This window comes from Pseudomonas sp. NBRC 111140, assembly GCF_001320885.1.
Taxonomy (GTDB): Bacteria; Pseudomonadota; Gammaproteobacteria; order Pseudomonadales; family Pseudomonadaceae; genus Aquipseudomonas; species Aquipseudomonas putida_P.
On record NZ_BCBQ01000060.1, the window covers coordinates 21,232 to 40,629 of the forward strand.

Below are 19,398 nucleotides of genomic sequence, written 5' to 3' on the forward strand. Positions count from 1 at the left end.
CATCCATATCGCTTAATTATTTCTGTTCAAAAAAAGCTGCCTTGAATGACGTCTTCAGATTTTTTTGAATTTTTAACCAACTCTCCTACGACACCCTTGGACGAAGCAGACTTCAACTCAGAGCGTTCCTTGTTCAACATTACCAAACGATAAAGCAATTCTTCCCGTGCGGCTTCACTTATCGTAAAGCGTATATTCTTCCCTTCTGGCAGGTATGCAACCTCATGAAACCCTTGTTCCAAATCACAAACATCAAAATCATAGCCACCCAAGACTGCCATATTAATCTCGACCTGAAGCCCCCTCAGCTCTCTCATGGCTTCACTTATAACAGCTGGATCATGGAAATCATTATAAAATTTCGTCATCCCGACATTATTTGCAACCATGTACTTTGACCGAAACTCGAAGAACTTTTCACCAAGAGCGCACAAGTGTCGATTACCATCATCCAGCGCCCCTACTGGGAAAGGGAATGTCTCGAATATGTCTCCGTGAGTATAACGCAAATCCTGCTTCATTCTAGAGCCATGCTCCCAAGCCCAAACAGAGTGAATATCCGAAGATAAACAAGCAAACAAACCATAGCTTTCACTGGCGATCACGCATAACGTATTTGCATATATGTAAATATTATCGACAAATGTAAAGCATGGATACTTCGTAGCACCAGTTGCAAAAACCATCACTCGTTTAGGAGAAACATGGCTGGCACTCCAATCCGTCGGATGCTCATCAAAGCATGCCCCATAGCCAAGCCAGTGATACAACTCAGACCTGTACCACAAATGCCTCCAGAAAGTATCTACCGCCCCCCCCATGCTTTTCATTTCGGATCGTTCCAGGACGACCAACCTCTCAAGCAGTGAGAATAACTCAGGAGAAAAATTCTCTGCCTTTTCCTTAGACCAATCCCAGAAATTTATTACCCACCTATCAGAATCGTGCGTTGGACTCCTATTCACGTCCTGACCGCTTAAATAGGGAAAAAGAATTAAACCAAGCTGATTATTTTCTTTAATCTTCTTTAGCGCATAATCCTTTTCCACAATAAAGCCATTACCAAGAAGAACACTTCCCTGATGCACACAACCTCTATTCTCCGAGATTTTGACCGGTTCCAAATTGTCTCGACTTGTCAAATATGGCGATATATACGCCACCTTTTCACCATTCAGAACTCTTTCGCCCAACCATTCCCCTTTTACCAAGTGAACTCTGCTCGTGACGACATTGGCAGACCCTGGCCAAACCTCTGAGCTTGTTGCCGCACAAATCAAAAACCCACGATTCTTTAGCTGTTCAAGTCCAACCTCCCTCGTACCTCCTTCAGCGATAGAGTTACTCGCTATCAATCCCATTACACCTGAGGGTTTTAGGACTAGCGCAGAACGAAGAAAGAAAAACGCAACTAAATCAGCCGACCCCTTCACCCCCTCACCCACTATCGCAACAAGGTATTTAAGATACTTACGCCCCATTGCTGCGGCAATTTTTTTTCCACCAAGGAAGGGTGGATTCCCAACTATAGCGTCAAACCCCGGCTCAGCAGAATCGAAAACCTCTGGAAACTCCAGCGACCAATGAAATGGCTTATGCTTTATTTCTTTTCCAGAGACATCTTCTTTCAATGCTTTCCCTGCGCGCTCTTGAATTTCTTGTAGGGCTTTAGTGTCCCCTTCGATTGCTTGCCCAGCTTGAATAGACAAAGAGCTTATGCACTTTTCCAATGCACTGGATTTACCCTCGACCACCAAAACCTCACCAATAAAAGCATCTGCGATACGCTGCGGGATTTCGATTTTTGAGTGCGCAGTTGCATTAAGGCGAGTCACAATCTCTACGTCACGTATGTCACGAATTGGCAGTTCACGTAGTGTTTTCCGTCCGCTTATCGCTGCAAGGACAGCCTTTTCGATGTTCTTGCCAAACAAACGCTGCTGCCCTTTACCGCCAAGCGTCATCGAAAGTTCAGTGAGCTGCTCCAGTCGGTGAATGCCCAACAAGCTATCGCCGCAGCGCAGGTTGTGATCAAGGAAACCGAACGGCCTGCTCTTTGCCATCGTGACCAGCCAGATGGAGAGCTTAGCTAGTTCCACCGCCAGAGGATTAAGGTCCACGCCGTAGAGGCAACGTTCAGCGATAAGACGGCGAGCGATCACGGTGCGCGTCTCAGCGTCCAAGGGTAACGGCTCCTTGGCATCCAGCGCATCCAAAACTTCGCCGTCCACGCTCACTGCCTTTCCGCTGCCTTCAACTTTCGACCATGCCTCGACCAAGCGATCGGCCAGCCAACGACATACCTGAACTAGGAAGGCACCCGAGCCCATGGCCGGATCGCAGACTTTCAGATCCAGCATTTCTGCGGGTGACTTCAGCACCCATTGTTTACGCGAAGTTCCTTCTGCCGGCCCTGTGAAGACGATAGGGGTCAGCGTCTCCTCGACGATGGCTTCGGTGAGCGATTTCGGCGTGTAGTGCGTTCCCGTCTCGCGCCGATCGCTGCCCATGGTGACGATAAATGCCCCCTCAGGGTAAATCAGCGGGTAACCCCAAGGATCGGTACGCAGCAGGTTGAGGAATGGCAGTGCACGATCACGCAGGCCTTCGTCGCCAGCGCAAGCGGTGAGCAGGCGGTTGGCCTGGAGAGCCTCGACCGAGCGTTCGAGATCCTTGCGGATCGCTCCTCCGCCACGCTTGATCGCATCGGCACCGGAGAGCGCCTCGGCCAACACTTCGCCCCCCCGCTGGTGCATAGCTTCGAGCTCCTCCAGAGCATAGAGGGTCTTCTTTGCCCCTTTGCCACCGGCAAGCTCCACTGTCACCCGCTCGGTTAGTCCTACAGTCCGATCCAGCAAGCCTTCGTAGACGTAACCGATCTGCTCAACATCCAGCGCTCGGTAGGAAAGCGTACGCCCCTCGTACTGCTGGATCGCCTCCAGCAGGAGCAGAACGGTACGGTTATCTATCGGTAGTGGTCGCGCGGAGTCGATCTTCCAATCTGAGCCCTTGGAGCGCCCCTCAAGGAACGGGAAACGATTCGGGTCGAACAGGGAACCACCTAGTGCCGGAAGGCGCAGCATTTCATGCTCAATGCCGCCGTACACCGCGCGAAATGTCGCTAGTAACCTTGACCAGGCATCGTTGCGCCGCTCCAGCACCTCCCAGGCGTCCTGGCGCAGTTGCATACGCAAAGTGGAAATGGCGTAGCTGCTTTCGTAGGCCTCCTCGCCCATCAGCAAGAGCCCCCGCTCCTCGGCCGAAAGCAGGAACACCAGACGCATCATGATGGTCAGGCCCGCTTCGTAGAGTTCGGTCGGCTCGACGCCTTGCAGCAACGCCCCTGACCGCTCACGGTCTTCCTTACCCAGAGCCTGGATCAACACCTCGACCGCCCGGCGGACTTGCTCACCCAGGGCATCGGTGACCTCCTCCTGATGCTGGAGAGACTCGTCCAGCATTGAGGGCAAGGTCTCATCGTCTGGACCGAAGAAGCGCCGGACACCCAATAGGGTGAGAAAGGCCTGCAGCGTCAGCCGCTCCTGCCCCCAGAGACGTGCATACCAACTTGCGAAGGTCGATACAGCGCCAACGAGAGCATCGACTAGCATCCAGCGCTCACCATCGGTGACCAAACCAAGGCGACAGCCGCTGGCCCGGCAGAGCCGCTCCATGCGCTCGGCTGGACTAGCGGACCAGCCATCCAATTTCAGTGCTGCCTGGAGATCCGTGCCCGCAGAATAGGTTTGCACGAGCAGCTGACTTTTGCCGCCTGAGACCAACGCATAGTCAGGCTCCAAGGTGACACCATGTTCCGGCAGAGTGACGCGCAGCTCAGAAGGAATGCGCTCACCTCGTAGTAGAAGCTCACCGCTATCGTTCTCGTCGTATTCCAGGCCGCGGGCAAGCACCTCGTGAATCCAGGCGCGATGCAGTTCGGTGAATCTGGGATCGTCGTTGTCACGCGCCTCGCACCATTCGTCATAAGCTTGCCGCAGGTACTGTCGAATGCGAGGTTCGACAGCAGGTAGACCAGTGGAGAAGATTCGTTTCAGTACCGGCGTGGCGAGGAAAGGACCGGAGACCTCAATCAGCGACAACCATTCATCGTGAATATCGAGTGGGTTCATACGCGGCCTCCCTGGGCTAGCGATACAGGTACGATGAAAATGACGGCTACCGGGAAGGTGCGATCCTGCGGTTCGGCATAACGAGCTTCGATGGCACCGGCCTCCTCTTCCCGCTCCGCAGGAATCCGCGCGAGACGTGCTTGCAGGGCGGAGTTGTCACGACGAACCTGGGTGCGCTCATCTTCACTGAACAAAGAAAACTGCTCAGGCAACTCGTCCTTACCCAGCTCCCTGCGAATGGCGCTATCCAGCTCATCCAGCACGGCGAAAATGTCTTCTTTTTCTTTGTTCTTGCGGGTTTCCAGGGTGTTGCCCAAATATTCGAGACGATTGCGTGAACGTGCTCCGAGGGATTGCTGAATCGCCTCTTCCGCAGTGGCGAAGCGAGAGCGCAACATGACAAAGAGCGAATCATCGAGCCGACACGGCTGCGCGTCGTCCAACCAGCCCTGTACGCGGGCGACGCCCTCTTCGCGCTTGAAGCCCTGTTCGCGCAGATAGCCCCCAGCCAACGTCAGTTCCTCATGTAGACGATGGTGATTGCCACCAGTGATCACCAAGCGTGACACGACCACAACCGCCGGGGCCTCGAGACGATCGTCAGGCAACGCTCGCACCGTCACTCGGTGCAAGCGCTTGTTGTCTTCATGCGCCCAAACCTCGGCACGCAGCAAACGCAGACACATCTGCACCAGGCGATGATTGAGATGGATGAGCACCAGGTCGTCTCGCCCATTGGCGACTTCATGATCGAATGTCACCGGGCGTGACTTGCCGGTGAATGGATGCTCCAGCCCTTCGCGGCACCGCTCCCAGGCACCTCCTAGAGGCGGCAGCTCGAAGACTTTACCCGGCGCGATCCCCTCCAGCGTCAGCGGCTTGAGAGCCGGTTTCTCGGCCAACGCCAAGCCGGTTTCGACCGCCTTCAGGATGTGCTCAGGTGAGAGGTGGAAATCCTCCCTAGTCTCGACCAACTTCTCATGTAGCTTCGCTATTCGGTTAGCGAGGTCTTTTTCAGCTCTGACGAATCGGCGGGTCTGGGCAATCCTCGCATCCGCCAAACGGGTATCCAGATCACGTAGCGCCCCTTCGATGAGTCCAGACATCTGCGGTGCGATTACGGGGTTCACGCTGCCCATATCGACACGCATGGAATCGAGCTTACGCAAGGCGCGCAGGATATCGTCCTGATGGCCACCGACAGTATCCTGGTCTTGCCGAGCATCGACCGGATGCCAAATCACCACCTCTTTCTCACGCTGGCCATGGCGGTCGATACGACCATTGCGCTGCTCCATAACGTTGGGGTTGTACGGGATTTCCAGGTGAATGAGGTAGTTACAGTGGTTCTGCAGGTCGATACCTTCGGAAGCAGCGTCGGTGGCCAGCAGGATGCGCACGGGGGAAATGTCTGGAGCGGCCTGGAATGCCGCCTTCACTTGTTCTCGATCGTCGTGATCCATGCCGCCATGCAAGATCATCAGGCGATCGCCACCCAAATCATTAGTCGCCAGAATCTGATGTAGCCAGTCGAGCGTGGTGCGGTACTCGGTGAAGAGAATCACTCGTTTATCATTCCAGGATCCATCGGTCTTCAAATGCCGATTGATCCAATCAAGCAACGCTTTGGCCTTGGAGTCGGCTTGATTCATCGCCTGCTGAGCCCAGTGCCTGAGCTCATCGAGCAGGATACGCTCCTCTGCGTTCAACGCGCGTGAGTAGCGCGTGGCTTCCTCGACGGCCTCTTGCTGCGCAATTTCGACGTCTGAGTCGTTGGCGTAATCCTCTTCGGCACGCTGTATAGCCTTGAGCAAAATTCGCTCGGACAAATCCGTTCGTCTTTTGCTAGTTCCGTCGTTTTCCAGCGTCGCGACATGCTTTTCCAGGGTCGACGCGAAAGCAGCCGGCGACGAGAACAAGCGTTTCCGTAGCAGTTGGTTGACGAAGGACGCACCGGTCACACCACCCAACTCGTCATCCGCGCATTCTCTGCTGGCACAGAATTCTTGAAGCTTGCGATGGACTTCTCTTTCTTTTGCGGTGTAGTAGACGGGCAATGCTTCGAGCTTGCGCTGTGCGTAAATCAGATTCCCGTCCTTGTCAGTGATTTCGCTCTTGAGGCGGCGGATCATCACCTGAGACAGCTGCTTCTGCTCCGGTATGATATTGCGGGCGAACCGCTGATCATCGAGCAGCTCCAACAGCGAAGTGAAGGACTCGGTGTAGCCGTTATGTGGCGTCGCAGTCAGAAACAGATGGTGCTGAAAATGCGGGGCTATGGTGCGGATGAAACGAGTACGCTGGCTTTCGATCGCGTATTGAGCGCTCGCTGACGGCGCGACGTTGTGCGCCTCGTCGACGACCAACATATCGAACTTACGCGGATAGCTGACATGCGTCGGCAGGATATCGCGGAATGCACGCAAACCATCACCGGCCTTAGCCCAATCCATTGACGTGATCAGATGCGGGAACGAGGTCCAAGGATTAGCATGTATTCCACGCTCGCGCCGCATCTCCTTGATGTAAGTGCTGTCGACGATACGAAATTCCAGACCAAACTTTTCCATCATCTCGACACGCCACTTTTCTTGCAGTGACGCGGGGCAGACGATCAGCACAGTTCGAGCACGATGACGCAGGAGCATTTCCTGAATGACCAAGCCGGCTTCGATGGTCTTCCCCAGACCTACATCGTCGGCGATCAGCAGATTGACGCGAGCCATGTCGATTGCACGAACCAGGGGATCCAGCTGGAAGTCTTGCAGACTTACACCACTGCGAAACGGTGCCTGGAGGAAGCCGCGATCAGCATTCGTAGCAGCCCCCCAACGCACGGCATCGAGAAAAGCCTCCACAGTGCAGGAGTCGTCCTGTCCGGTGATGGCTGGCAAACCAGCACGCTCAATGACATGCGCACCTGGCTCAATTTCCCAAATCACCTGGAGCTCTTCGCCTAGGGCATCCTCATCAATGGAAGCCAGCGTGACAGCGTGCTGCTGCACGCTGCCTAATTTGGAAGCGTCCACCTCAGCCACCACCCACTGCCGGCGTCTAACTTCGACAAGCTGACCTGGTTGCGGGATATCACGGTAGCTGCTGCCTTCCGCCATTGCAGTCATTCTTAACCCCTTAACACCGTCTTCATCTAGCCGATGACGACGAATGAGCAAACACCTATGGGCTTCGCGCTTTCGAAAGCCCGAAGCACTAAATTCAATTGAGTACAGGTGCGAAGTCCAGGGCTGGAAACGGCATTCGTGATCGCAGAGAACACTGTAGATTGGCCATCCCTGGGATACTACCGCCTGCTATGATGCAAAATACATCACCTTATCCATTGGCACGGCGTGGGTAAAGCCGCTCTCCACGCTTTCTGCAGTTTGGGCAACTGACCGAGGCCTTCATCGGCCTCATACAATCCTGACCACACAGGTACGGGCGTAGCAATCAAGCACGGTACCCACGTAGAGGGCGACTTCGATCACTTGCTGAGTTGCCTAATAGCGCTGATCTTGCTCCCTTCGCCTGAATCTCTTTTGAGCGAGGAGAGTACAGATGCTATCGGTTATCAGCACGAAAGGCATTGCAAAGGGCTGTCACAGCCGGCTCGCACCGAAGCCATGCTGGCCATCCCCATAAACCTTGGTGGCTACCTTGCAGAGGTAGCTGGTCCTGTAGAAAAAGTCAGCCTGGCTCTGCGGGTCATTCCGACGTAGACAGTAGGTTGGATTGGTAGGTATCTCGACCAGCCCCCTGACCGCTTCAACTGGTAGTCCCAGGGCACTGGCCCATGCCCCCTCAAGACGATTGAACATGTTGTCTCTTCCGGCCTCGAATTTTCCAAGGGCATTGAACGCATCGAAGTTCAGCAGGAAGGCCATGTGATAGTGGGGTCTTCCATGCTGCCCCACCTCCCTGCTCCAGACGCACCGCACATTACTGTCATGCGCACTCTTGTTCTCCATTCGTGCTATTCGACGATTGTGCCGTATCTTGGCCTTAAACGATTCAACAAATCGATCAATTACCTGATTCGTGTAATAGCTTTCAGGCAGATCAACGCCTGTAGGAAACCTCAGATCAACCCTAAATGCGAAAACACGTGAATACTGCTGAACAGCCCTCTCTGTAGTACTGTGAAGTCTTTCCAGATACTGTTGAACAAAAGGCCCTTTATCGACTTGAATAGGGAATCCCAAATAGCTGCCTGCATCATGAATAATCAGATTTCGGTTTTGAGGAAGACGCTGCATTTTCAAACACTCCGGTGCTGGTTTCATAAACTTCTAGCAATGAGTAGTTTTTTACGACGCATCTGCGATGCACATCATTCAGGCATCCCACGGATTCCTGCAATTCATCACTAACACATACCCCAAACACATTGACACCTGATACACAAATAATAAAGCATACTACCAATACCGATAGACCCAATAAGAAAAATGCCTATCACCACCGGGAAGACATCCAATAAAAACCATGCAAAACTCCAAAAATAAACTCTGGAAAAAAATTGCCACGACCAGCTAACCTGGCCGTAGCACCTCATCTAAAACCATAGAGAACTTTAAGATCAAACCGAAACGATTCCTTGCGTGTCGCGCTCCTCAATTCGATCCAAGATCCATTCCTTAACCTCACTCTCCAGCCACCCAACACTCCGCCCTCCCAAGGGGATCGGCTTCGGGAACCAGTTACCGGAAACATACTTGTAAACCGTCGAGCGCCCAAGGCCTGTCATTTCCATCACCTGCTGCAGTCGAATTATTTTCATGATGAGCTCCTAATTTTACTCATCAGATCTGGCTTCCTCGTAATTCTTTACTTGATGATCAGCCCACCCGAAAAAACAGACTTCAACTTTTGATCCTGCACCCACAACCCCGACTATGCAATCACAGAAAAATAACGAGGTACAAACTCAACCAAACCAATGGAGTTGTGTAAGTAGATAAACGACCGAGCACTCTCCTGATTTGTAGGCGCACCTTTCTACCACTCCCCGAAGCCAACACCGCCCGCAGCCCATTCCACTTGTAAAAGGCGGCTCCGACAGCCTCACATGCTTTGGGAGAATGAGGCCCCTCTCACAGCAAGCTTTACCTCATTAAAACCCCATGTATACTGACACCTTAGCTAATTTTCTATTCTAGAAAAGCCATAGGATTTCGCTAAAAAACAGCTAAAAATCGACTATTTTTCCACTATGGATCTACTAGAGATTTACTACAATCCTTCCACCACCTACCAGGCGAACCACAGACATGGCAGTCCGTTTCAACGATAAACTTCAAAAGATATTTAATAGCCTCAATGCCGACAGACGATTTGCTACCTGGCTATGGTTTCTCATAAGGGAAAAATTTCAAAATATAAACCTAGGGGAATTAGGAAGCCCAGGCATGCGTGATCGAATGGCGGAAGTCATCATCAACCAGCCAGGACTAAAACAATCAATCGAGTACCAAAAGAGCACCAACCTCTTGCCCGAGCAGAGCTTTCAGTGGATAACAAACAACAAAAGACAGAACGCTTTCATAATTAGAAAACTGACCGAAAAAAATGGAATAACCTACACAAACGGCCCCGAAATTCTAGCCGACAGAGATCTAACCATTGCAGCAATTGACACATGGCAAACAGACAACATTCAAAAGTCAGCAACAATCAACCAAATAAGGTCCGAATGGGAAACCCATACAAAATCAGACGACCTATTTAAATGGTTCGATGGCGTAGATGAGAAAGAAAAACTGAATACGGCATGGGAAATAATCAAAGTCAAACACTCACCCTTGACCTACCTCCAAAACCAACCGCAAGATAAGGACGATTTAATTATTTTACTTGATTCACCATTTATCAATGCATCAGACAAAGCACTACTTATGAGCTCCATCAAGAAGCGATGGAGCCAAAATAAATATCGCGCCAAAATGACTGGCAAAAAGCAACACAATTTCATCCTATCCGACAAAGCCATTAAGCGCCTTGACAAGCTAGCCGAGAAACATGATCTGAAGCGAACTCAAGTGCTAGAGATACTGCTCAAACTGGAAGAAGAGAAAGGAATTTACATCCCAACAAGACTGAAACAACTGATCGACAGCTAAATTTTGCACAGGCAGCTTGATCTATTCATTCTCCGCCAAAAACACCTTGCCGAAGCATCTTAATTACTAGCAAGGCTGTCAGAAATCCAGTAAACAGCCTTGCGATATCAATAAAAGAAAATTATTTAAAAAACAAATCAGGATCATCCATCACCATAATTCAAGCATCAATTTCGTCAGACCACGCCTTCATCATCTGGCGTCGTCCTTCACTATATTCAGCCTGATTTTAGTTTGCACGAGCTTTGTTTCTCTTGGCATGTGCCAACTGACGATTGATCACGGCTGCGCGATATCCCGTTTCGTTCAACATGGTCGAAGCTGTCGCACGAAAGCCATAGGCTGAAAAGCTTATGCTGTCCTTACCATTGAAGCCCACGTGCCCAAGTGCCCAGTTCAGCGTTGTGGCGATCATGAATTCGTTTGGCTTGCGATAGTTCGGAAAAAATAGCCGATGACCACCTGTATGGGTGCTCAGTTCACACAGCAACTCGGCCATCTGCCTGGAGAACGGGACGATGTGCGACTCTCACATCTTCATACGCTCAGCCGGAATTCGCTATTCGGCCCGTTCCAGATCGAATTCGCTCCACTCCGCCTTGCGGAGCTACAGTGCGAACAAAGGTGAACAACATCTGACGCAACGCGATCACCATGGCCCTGTAGCCAACCATTCGGCCTGTCTGTTGTGCGACCGATGCCCCTGGAGAATCAGTGGCCTGGTCTGTTGTCGCGCACTACGCGTATCAGCCAGTCCGATCTTCAGGTAAGTGGTAAAGGAACGACTTAGCAATAGCCCCCCATCATGACGCCCCAAGGTACCAAGCAAATCCTATCGGCATTCCAAATGGCATTCCACAAGAAAAAACAAACAGAAATATCACTTTAAAATCAATGGATTGCGATACCTGTTCAGATTACCCCGGCCCAGCGAATAATCCTGGCCCCCGCCTTCAACGTAAACCACACGCAACAACATCCCTAACCCCCCCCGCCACCATCCCCCTGCCGCGTCGCCCCCTTACAAACACCCTCCACCACAATGGCAATCAGCCATCAAAACAAGGTAAATTCGCCACATAAATGACGTCAACAATCGCCCGTCCCACGCCCACAAGGAAGTAGCGATGCCCAATCCCAGGGAGTCTCTCCTCAAGCACCTCCCCCAGCCGTATCCAGCTGCGAGGCCCCCATCCTCCTGCCCTCCAAGCCCGCTGCTCAAAACGCAGCCCGTCCACGGATAGGAAGCCCTCATGCCCCACCCCTTCCATTTCCAGAGTGCGCGGTCTGCCGGCGCCACCGCCACAGAAGCCAACATCTTCATCCACGGCTACAGCGCGGGCCACAGCGATGAAGACAAGCAGCTCTTGCTCGACCGAATCCCCGAGCAACTGAAGCACTACACCAATATCTTCGCGTTCTGGCCTTCGAACCACATCTTTCGGTTCGACAAGTCCTCAGCCTGGAAACTTGCTACGGCAGGCCTGAGCGCCGGCGCAGCGTTCACCGGCGCTCCCATGGGGTCGCTGAGCCTTGTGGGCTCGCTGGCCAAGGACCGGATGGGCAACTTCACCCAGGCCCGCGCACGTGCCGAAAGCATGGGCGCGGTTTTGCTCGACCAGCTTCAGGCGTACCTGCTAAACAACCATCCACAGATCAAGACCATCAACCTGATCGGCCACTCGCTCGGCGGCCGACTGGTCATCAGCAGCCTTAAACACTTTTCGAACAGGCAACAACTGGCCATCAACGATGTGCTGCTGATGGCCGCGGCCGTTGAGGTCACAGCCCTCGAGGCCCGCGAGATGCGGGGGCTGCTCCAGGGGCGACTGATCAATGCCTATTCGAAGGCGGACAAGACTCTGCTACTGAACGTGGGGGAAACCTGCCTGGGGCGGAACGAGGTCGAACACTTCGAGAGCATCGAGATGGACGACTTCGGCCATACCGATTACTGGGAGCGGCTGCCCGAGGTGCTGACTAAATCACGCTTCAAAACGTGCTTGCCGCCCTCACCCGAGCCTGCTCAACCCACCGCTCACCCCAAAAAACCAACCCGCGCCCCCACGCAACCCGCCGAAGCAAAGTCGATGAAACTTGAACTGAACAGCCCGCGTGACGTTTATCAGCAAATCAACGATGAACTGTCACTGATCATCGCAGAGCTGAGAAACCCCGCAGACGACGAAACGTTGAACCTGGCTCGCGAAGAGGCACTCCAGCGCCTCAGTGAGCACCGCACAGCCCTGTACATGCGCCTCGCCGAACTGGAGAAGAACGCCGAGTGGAACACATTCACCATTGCCTTCTATGGTGAAACCGGCGCGGGCAAGTCCACCCTTATCGAAACCTTGCGCATTCTGCTTCAGGAGCCCGGTAAACGGGCCAGCCAACAAGCTTTTCGCAAACTGCGCGAACAATATGGGGTGACTGAAGATAATCTGCAGCGGCTGCAGCAGGACATCGAGCAAGCCGAAGCGCGCCTTGGCGAATTGACGCAGCAGTTAACTGCCACCCTGCAGCAGTTCGAGCTGCCGTTCAACGAAGCCCGCAGCGCCCTCGACCAGGCCAACACGCAATCCAACGAGCTGTCTCAACGGCTTGGCACTGCACTTGAACAACACGAGCAAGCACACAGGGACGCCCTTGCGGCCGTTACCCGCCTGCATACGCTGCTCGCCACTCGCAAAAACACCGCCACCCTCTGGCAGACGCTCATGAGCCTGTTCCGGAAATTGCCGGAAGAAGTCGAGCTGAATGCAGCCACCGCGTCGCTGACTGAGACCACTCAAGCACGCGATAGCGCGGCGGCGGCCTTGAACGCCGAACAGCAGAGGTCGAACCATGAGCGCTTGGCTCTGGAGCAGCGGTTAGGCGAGGTGACAACGGCACGCGACCAAGCCTGTTCGGCGCTTGCCAGCCAACAGGCGCAGGTCACGCAGCAACAGCAGGCGCTCGTCCAGCAGCGCCTGGAGAATGAAAGCCAGCTGGCAGACCTGGTGGCGCAGCTGCAGCGTCATGCTGATGGTGAAATCATCGGTGACGGGCGGCCCGACCACACACGAGAGACACAGCGCTACGACTTCGAGCTGGACGGCCAGCCATTTGCGCTATTGGATGTACCGGGCATCGAGGGCAAGGAAGGCTTGGTACTCGACCAGATAGAACGTGCCGTGCAAACCGCTCACGCCGTGTTCTATGTCACCAACCAGCCGGCACCACCGCAAACGGGCGATGGGCAGCACCAAGGCACGCTGGAGAAAATCAAGCAGCACCTGGGGGCGCAAACCGAAGTCTGGACCATTTTCAACAAGAAGATCTCCAACCCCAAGCACTCTCTGGGTAACCGTCCGCTGACCTCCGACGACGAAAACATCAGCCTTGCCGGGCTGAATGAGAAGATGAGCGAGCAGCTTGGCAAACACTATCAGGAGGTGTTCGCGCTGAGCGCGCTGCCGGCATTCCTCGCCTCGACCGACCACCTTGCACCCGGCTCGCAGAATGCCAAACGTCGCAGCAAAGCACTCGAGGACTTCGGCGCCGACGAGTTGCTGGAAAAATCCCGCCTGCGGGCCTTCCTGCAGATGCTCAGCGATCGGTTGATCCTTAACGGCAAAGCCAAGATCGTGCGGGCCAACTTCAACAAGGCGAACGATGCGCTCAACCAGACCACCACGACGCTCTCAGGCGTGCAGCAAACGTTAAGCGCGCTGTCGAGGAAGCTGTCTCAGGAAGAGCAAAGTGCCAAAAGCCAGCTGAACAGCAGTTTCCAGGCGCTGAAAAAGCGGCTGGAAGCCTGTGGCGAAACCTTGATCGATGACTTCGCCAGCAACGTGCGCAACAGCGTTTACAAACAGATTGAAGCCAATATCAGTAACGACACTTTCAAAAGCACCCTGACCAAGGAGCTTGAAAGCCAGCAAGCACTGCTGGGCAAACAACTGCCCGAGGCGGTGAACGCAGAGGTCGGCAAGTTCCAAAAGGCGGCCGAAGCTATTCTCAAACGCTTTGAAGAGCATGCCCAGGAGCTGACCGCAAGTTACGCGAAGCTCGGCAGCATGCGTTTCAATGAGCATTTCAAGCTCAACATTAAAATCGATAACGGCATCAATGTGATGGGCCTGTTGGCCAGCCTTGCGGGGATCGCCGCTGCACCGTTCACTGGCGGCGCCAGCCTCTGGTTCGTCGGTGCCTCGGTACTGGCCGCACTGGTCTCGGTCAGCAAAGCCCTTATTGGTGCGTTCAGCTCAAGCTACAAAATGTCACAACAACGCCAGGCCCTGGAAAATAACCTGCGCAGCGCTGCCGAGCAATTGCGCGAAACGCTGCATTCCAGCCTGGCGGCTGCCCTTGACGATATGCAGGACACGATCGAACAACTTGACCTTGCCCTGGAGGCACCGGCCAAACAAGCAGCCAACCAGGTAGACACGCTGTCACGTTCGACTAACCGGCTGAAAATCCTCTCCCGCCAAATTGAAATCGCAGGAAACCTGTAATGGAAAACACCCTTAAGACATTCAAGGCCCAACAGGCGAGCGCATTGACGTTGCTTGACCGGCTGCAAGGCTTTCTCGGGCAGGGCGCGCAGGCCGGCATACCGATTGATCCTGCATTGATCGGCAAATTGCAGAATGTGATCAACAGTTTGTCAGGTGAAAAACTCAAGGTCGCGCTGATTGGCGGCTTCTCTGAAGGCAAGACTTCGATCGCGGCGGCCTGGATGGAAAAGCTGGACAGGTCCAGCATGAAGATCAGCCACCAGGAGTCTTCCAATGAGGTGAAGGTCTACGAGGTCGGCGAAGACTTCGTGCTAATCGATACCCCCGGGCTGTTCGGTTTCAAGCAACAGGAAAATACAGAAACGCACACCCTCGAGAAGTACAAGGACATCACCAAGAAGTACGTGAGCGAAGCGCACTTGGTGCTGTACGTGATGAACTCGACCAACCCCATCAAGGAAAGCCACAAGGATGACCTGACCTGGTTGTTCCGCACCCTGGACCTCCTGCCCCGCACCGTGTTCGTCCTCAGCCGCTTCGACGAAGTGGCCGATGTAGAGGACGAACAGGACTACCAATCCAACTTGCAAGTCAAGCGCGACAACGTGGCAGGTCGGCTTCGTGAACAAATCGGGCTGAGCGACCAAGAGGTCGCCGAACTGTCCATCGTCGCCGTGGCCGCAAACCCTTTCGACTTGGGTGTCGAGCACTGGCTAGCCAACCTTGAGCAATTCAAGGCGCTGTCGCACATCGCTACGTTGCAGACGGCTACCACTGGCAAGATCAAGCAGAACGGTGGCAGCGCCGCGCTGGCCAACGAAATGCGCGTCAGCGTCATCCGTGACGTGCTCAACAACCAATTGCCTGTGGCCATCGAGAACGATGAGAAGGTCGCATTGGAGGTTGCCAGGCTTGATGAACTCAACAACCGCTTGGTCAATCAGCTGGCAGTGACCGGGCAGCAAATCGAGGAGGCACGCATCAGCCTGCGCGCCTTCGCCACGCGCTATTTCTCTGACTTGATCATTCAAGCCAAAGGCTCCAGCCTGGAAACCTTCGGTGACTTTTTCGAGCGTGAGGTTGGCGCTGAAGGCATTATCGTCTCCACCCGTCTGCAGAACGAGTTCAGCCGCCAGACCCAGTCGATCACGCTTGAGGTCGAGAAGATGCAAGTGGGCTTCGACAGCGAGGTCAACCACTTCAATACCACCGTCAAGGCACTGGGCAAGCAAGGCATCAACCATCTGCTCAAGGGCAACCTGATCAATAACACCACGGTACTGGCCGCACGCGATGGCCTCACGACGATTGCCAAGACGGTAGGCATGGATATCGGCAAGTATCTGAAGTTCAAGCCATGGGGCGCCGTGAAGTTCGCCAAAGGTGCCAACGGGGCCCTCGCCTTCATCGGCGTGGCGCTTGAAGCCTGGGACAGCTGGGAACAATACAAGCGCGAAGAAGCGTTCAAGAAGTCTGTTGCGGAGATTGTCAGCAACTTCGAACAGCAGCGTCAGGACTTCCTGGACCTGGTGAACTCCGAAACCTTCAAAGAAAAGTTCTTCCCCGACTACCTGCAGCTCAATACTCGTCGACAAGAACTTCAGGCCAACGTGGATGAAAGCCGCGTGCGTCAGCAGCGCTTCCAGGCATGGCGCGACGAAGCTGAAGCCATCGATGCAGAATTCAAAAGGTTGAACTAACCCGGTCAGGTGCCCGCTGCGCAAGGCAGCGGGCGCTTGGCGAGAGCGTTGCCAAGCACTAATCCACAACCGGCACCACCCCCTGCAACAACTCCACCTTGCGCCGCAACTGCCCCACATGTTCCCGCTCCGCCCGCAACGCCGCCCTCAGCTCGCGGTTCTCCATCTCCCAAATCTGCAACCAGCGCAAATCCTTCTGGCAGTGCTCCACCTTCTTGCCCAGCTCGCCCAGCCTCAACCCCTGCTGAATCAGCACCAGCAAGATGATCCCCATCGCCACCAAGGCACCCGTCGCAACCACTTCCGGCATCGTCATGCTCATGTCCTTTGCTACCTTCGGAGCGTTCCGAAGACGAACCAAAGATATGTAATGCAAAACTACACGTCTAGAATGTAGACTTATACAGGTAAAGTAATCGCGCACATGGAGAGGGTATGAAACGCAAGCAATCCATCGAGCAGGTACGCTGGGACCTGGCACTTCGCTATCGTTTGATCGAAACCGTTGCCTGGTGGGAAGGCCGGCTGACCACGGGCCACCTGATGCAGAGCTTTGGCATCAGCCGCCAGCAGGCGTCGAAGGACATCAATACCTACATCACCGAACATGCGCCCGAAAACTTGACGTATGACAAGCAGATCAAGGGCTATGTACCGAGCGAGCAGTTCGAGCCGCTGTTCATCGATAACAGCGCCAGCGCCTATCTGCACCTGCTCTACCAGAACAACGAACGGGCGCCGCACATCGACGGGTTGGCACTGGCCTACGCGCACACCCGTGTACTGGAGGTGCCTGACCGCCCTATTCGGCCAGAGGTGCTGCGCCCATTGCTCAAGGCTTGCCGTGAAGGCCTGCGCCTGGAAACCGAATACGTATCCTTCAACACCCCCAACGTCGAGGTGCGCCTGATCGCCCCGCACACGCTGGTGTACACCGGCATGCGCTGGCACGTGCGGGCCTACTGCGAAAAGAACGGCCAGTACCGCGACTTCGTCCTCAGCCGCCTGCGTGGGCAGCCAGGCTTGCTCGACGCGTCGCCGAACACGCGTGAGCAGGATGAAGACTGGAATGTCGAGGTGCCGGTCATCTTCGCGCCTGATGGGCGGTTGAACACGGCGCAGCAGGCAATCATCGAAACCGACTTCGGCATGACCGATGGCCAATTGGTGGTGCCTAGCCGCAGGGCATTGGTGAAGTATGTGTTGCAGCGGTATCAAATCGACCACCGCAACATGGCGATACTGCCCGAGGCCCAGCAACTGGTGGTGAGCAACCTCCAGGACCTGCAGCCGTGGTTGATGAAGTACTGACGCTGGGCGCTTGCTCTAGCTGCAACGCGTCATGTGTTGTTCTGTGGGAGCGGGCTTGCCCGCGAACACGGGCGAAGCCCGTGCCAGCCCGCCCCACCTCACCAGCTGTAACTCAACTTGGCCGTCACTTCGCGCCCGGGGTTGTAGTAGTTCGCCGTCCCCGACCCAACCACATGTTGCTCGTCGAACAGGTTGCTGACATTCAGCGCCAGGTCGGTCCCCTTGGCGATCTTGTAGTTCAGCGCCGCGTCGAACAGTGTTGTGCCGTCGCTCTTCTTGGTGTTGGCAGCATCCATGTAGTAGGCACCCACGTACCGCGCGCCCAGACCCACGCTCACATCCGTGCCCGGTACGTCGTAATAGCTCCACAGCGATGCGGTGTGCTTCGGTGCAGTGGCAAATTCATTGCCCTTGAGCGAGTCGCCGTTCCACAACGACCCGCGCAGCACCTCGGACTCCATGTAGGAGTAAGCACCGATCACGCTGATGTCTTGCGTGACTTGCGCCTTGGCTTCCAGATCGAGACCGCGCACGCGTGACTCGCCCACTGTCTGCTGCTCGATGATGCCGCTTGGCAGCACCACGGCAATGGTCACGTTCTCCTGGGTCAGGTCGTAAACGGCAGCCGAGAACAGTGCGTCCATGCCCAGGGGCGAATACTTCACGCCCACTTCATACTGCCTGCCCGTTTGCGGCGTAACGCCAACTTGCGGGGGTGATACGGACTCCACCATGCTCACATAGGTAGAGACTTCATCGTTGACGATATAGGTCAGTGCCGCGCGATAAGAGGTTTCGGAGAAGTTGTCCTTTTCCGTCTGCTCGCCACCGATGTACTCCTTGCTGGACAGGTCCATCGAGTCATTACGCACGCCTGCGGTGGCGATGACGCGGTCAAAGAACGACAGGTTCTGCTGCAGGAACACCGCCTTGGTGGTGGCATCATTCTTCTTGCGGGTATAGGGCGTGATGCCGCCTGGCACGCCGGTGAATACCGGGTTGGCGATGTCGATGGAAGGCGCCAGGCCGTAGACCGAACTCTGCTTGGTCGTCGAGTCGAGGTACTCCACGCCCACCAGGGTGCTGCTGTCGATATGCTCGAATTGGGCATCGTACTGCAGCATCAGGTTGCCATTGAGCTGATCGGCATCACTGTCGGTGCCGAAGATGTAGCGTGGAATCGTAGTGCCGACACGCGAGGCACTGTCGCTCAGGTACGCGTAGCCAAAGTCATCGCTCAGCTCGCTGTAACGCAGGTTGCTGCGCAATACGAAGCCATTGTCGAAGTCGTGGGTGATGTTGCCGCTGAGGCTGGTGCGCTCCACATTGTGGAAGTTGTAGCTGGGCTCGCCATAGAAATCGCTGCGGTCGTATTCCTTGTCCAGCGGGTAGCCGCCACTGTTCGGCGAGCTATCGGTTTTCAGGTAGTCGAGCACCATGGTGGCCGAGGTGAAGTCGGTGGGCGCCCAGGTCAGGCCGCCCATCACGAACCGGTTGTCGTCCTGGGAGTGGTCGTACTCGCGGTCGCTGTTCTGCATCTTGGCCGTGAAGCGGCCGGCCAGGGTTTGTTCGTCGTTCAGGGCATCGCCTACATCGATACCGGTTTCGGCATGGTTGTAGGAGCCGTAGGTCACGT

11 protein-coding genes are annotated in these 19,398 nt (G+C 54.7%); 4 read left to right on the plus strand and 7 right to left on the minus strand.

What is annotated here, in order from left to right; translation table 11 throughout:
• Positions 1-26 precede the first annotated feature (26 nt).
• The 4 genes from APH42_RS18760 to APH42_RS18775 all read right to left on the minus strand — a co-directional run bounded on the left by APH42_RS18760 (position 27) and on the right by APH42_RS18775 (position 8,910).
• Entirely contained in the window at positions 27-4,130 is a 4,104-nt protein-coding gene (locus APH42_RS18760; protein ID WP_177336863.1) for an Eco57I restriction-modification methylase domain-containing protein, read from the minus strand.
• On the minus strand, positions 4,127-7,252 hold the full coding sequence (gene drmD / locus APH42_RS18765; protein WP_060493987.1) for a DISARM system SNF2-like helicase DrmD: 3,126 nt from the start codon (positions 7,250-7,252) through the stop codon (positions 4,127-4,129). The genes APH42_RS18760 and drmD overlap by 4 nt, the downstream gene beginning before the upstream one ends.
• Positions 7,253-7,729: 477 nt before the next feature.
• Positions 7,730-8,386: an inovirus Gp2 family protein gene (locus tag APH42_RS18770; protein WP_060493988.1), complete on the minus strand. Its 657-nt coding sequence runs from the start codon at positions 8,384-8,386 to the stop codon at positions 7,730-7,732.
• Between the two features lie 323 nt (positions 8,387-8,709).
• A complete protein-coding gene (locus tag APH42_RS18775; RefSeq protein WP_060493989.1) occupies positions 8,710-8,910 on the minus strand; it encodes an AlpA family transcriptional regulator in 201 nt (66 codons plus the stop codon).
• 490 nt (positions 8,911-9,400) lie between these two features.
• Here APH42_RS18775 and APH42_RS18780 point away from each other — a divergent pair, with 490 nt between their 5' ends.
• Positions 9,401-10,249, plus strand: a complete 849-nt coding sequence (locus APH42_RS18780; protein WP_232858683.1) for a hypothetical protein — start codon at positions 9,401-9,403, stop codon at positions 10,247-10,249.
• Positions 10,250-10,478: 229 nt separating this feature from the next.
• Here the strand turns inward: APH42_RS18780 and APH42_RS29925 are convergent, their stop codons facing one another.
• Positions 10,479-10,748, minus strand: coding sequence for a hypothetical protein (locus APH42_RS29925; RefSeq protein ID WP_156352828.1), 270 nt, complete (start codon positions 10,746-10,748; stop codon positions 10,479-10,481).
• A 1,036-nt stretch (positions 10,749-11,784) separates the two neighbouring features.
• On the opposite strand from APH42_RS29925, the gene APH42_RS18785 reads away from it, so the two are divergent.
• Together APH42_RS18785 and APH42_RS18790 are read left to right on the plus strand one after the other, a co-directional pair.
• A complete protein-coding gene (locus APH42_RS18785) occupies positions 11,785-14,748 on the plus strand; it encodes a DUF726 domain-containing protein (RefSeq protein WP_374701058.1) in 2,964 nt (987 codons plus the stop codon).
• The gene (locus APH42_RS18790) at positions 14,748-16,451 is read left to right on the plus strand and encodes a LeoA/HP0731 family dynamin-like GTPase (RefSeq protein WP_012274285.1); all 1,704 of its coding nucleotides are present in this window, start codon (positions 14,748-14,750) and stop codon (positions 16,449-16,451) included. The genes APH42_RS18785 and APH42_RS18790 overlap by 1 nt, the downstream gene beginning before the upstream one ends.
• Positions 16,452-16,509: 58 nt before the next feature.
• Here APH42_RS18790 and APH42_RS18795 read toward each other — a convergent pair whose 3' ends face one another.
• Positions 16,510-16,767 (minus strand): hypothetical protein, encoded by a 258-nt coding sequence (locus tag APH42_RS18795; protein ID WP_012274286.1) that lies wholly within the window; start codon positions 16,765-16,767, stop codon positions 16,510-16,512.
• A 119-nt stretch (positions 16,768-16,886) separates the two neighbouring features.
• Here APH42_RS18795 and APH42_RS18800 point away from each other — a divergent pair, with 119 nt between their 5' ends.
• Positions 16,887-17,762 (plus strand): WYL domain-containing protein, encoded by an 876-nt coding sequence (locus tag APH42_RS18800; RefSeq protein WP_060493991.1) that lies wholly within the window; start codon positions 16,887-16,889, stop codon positions 17,760-17,762.
• Between the two features lie 98 nt (positions 17,763-17,860).
• On the opposite strand, the gene APH42_RS18805 is transcribed toward APH42_RS18800, so the two are convergent.
• Positions 17,861-19,398: TonB-dependent siderophore receptor (locus APH42_RS18805; protein WP_156352831.1), on the minus strand; the 1,538-nt coding region annotated here is incomplete at its 5' end.

What these genes read in the sequence shown, in the direction of transcription:
- APH42_RS18800 (WP_060493991.1), top strand. Translation starts at nt 16,887, where the DNA reads ATGAAACGCAAGCAATCCATCGAGCAGGTACGCTGGGACCTGGCACTT.
- APH42_RS29925 (WP_156352828.1), bottom strand. Translation starts at nt 10,748, where the DNA reads ATGGCCGAGTTGCTGTGTGAACTGAGCACCCATACAGGTGGTCATCGG.
- drmD (WP_060493987.1), bottom strand. Translation starts at nt 7,252, where the DNA reads ATGACTGCAATGGCGGAAGGCAGCAGCTACCGTGATATCCCGCAACCA.
- APH42_RS18790 (WP_012274285.1), top strand. Translation starts at nt 14,748, where the DNA reads ATGGAAAACACCCTTAAGACATTCAAGGCCCAACAGGCGAGCGCATTG.
- APH42_RS18795 (WP_012274286.1), bottom strand. Translation starts at nt 16,767, where the DNA reads ATGACGATGCCGGAAGTGGTTGCGACGGGTGCCTTGGTGGCGATGGGG.
- APH42_RS18780 (WP_232858683.1), top strand. Translation starts at nt 9,401, where the DNA reads ATGGCAGTCCGTTTCAACGATAAACTTCAAAAGATATTTAATAGCCTC.
- APH42_RS18775 (WP_060493989.1), bottom strand. Translation starts at nt 8,910, where the DNA reads ATGAAAATAATTCGACTGCAGCAGGTGATGGAAATGACAGGCCTTGGG.
- APH42_RS18760 (WP_177336863.1), bottom strand. Translation starts at nt 4,130, where the DNA reads ATGAACCCACTCGATATTCACGATGAATGGTTGTCGCTGATTGAGGTC.
- APH42_RS18770 (WP_060493988.1), bottom strand. Translation starts at nt 8,386, where the DNA reads ATGCAGCGTCTTCCTCAAAACCGAAATCTGATTATTCATGATGCAGGC.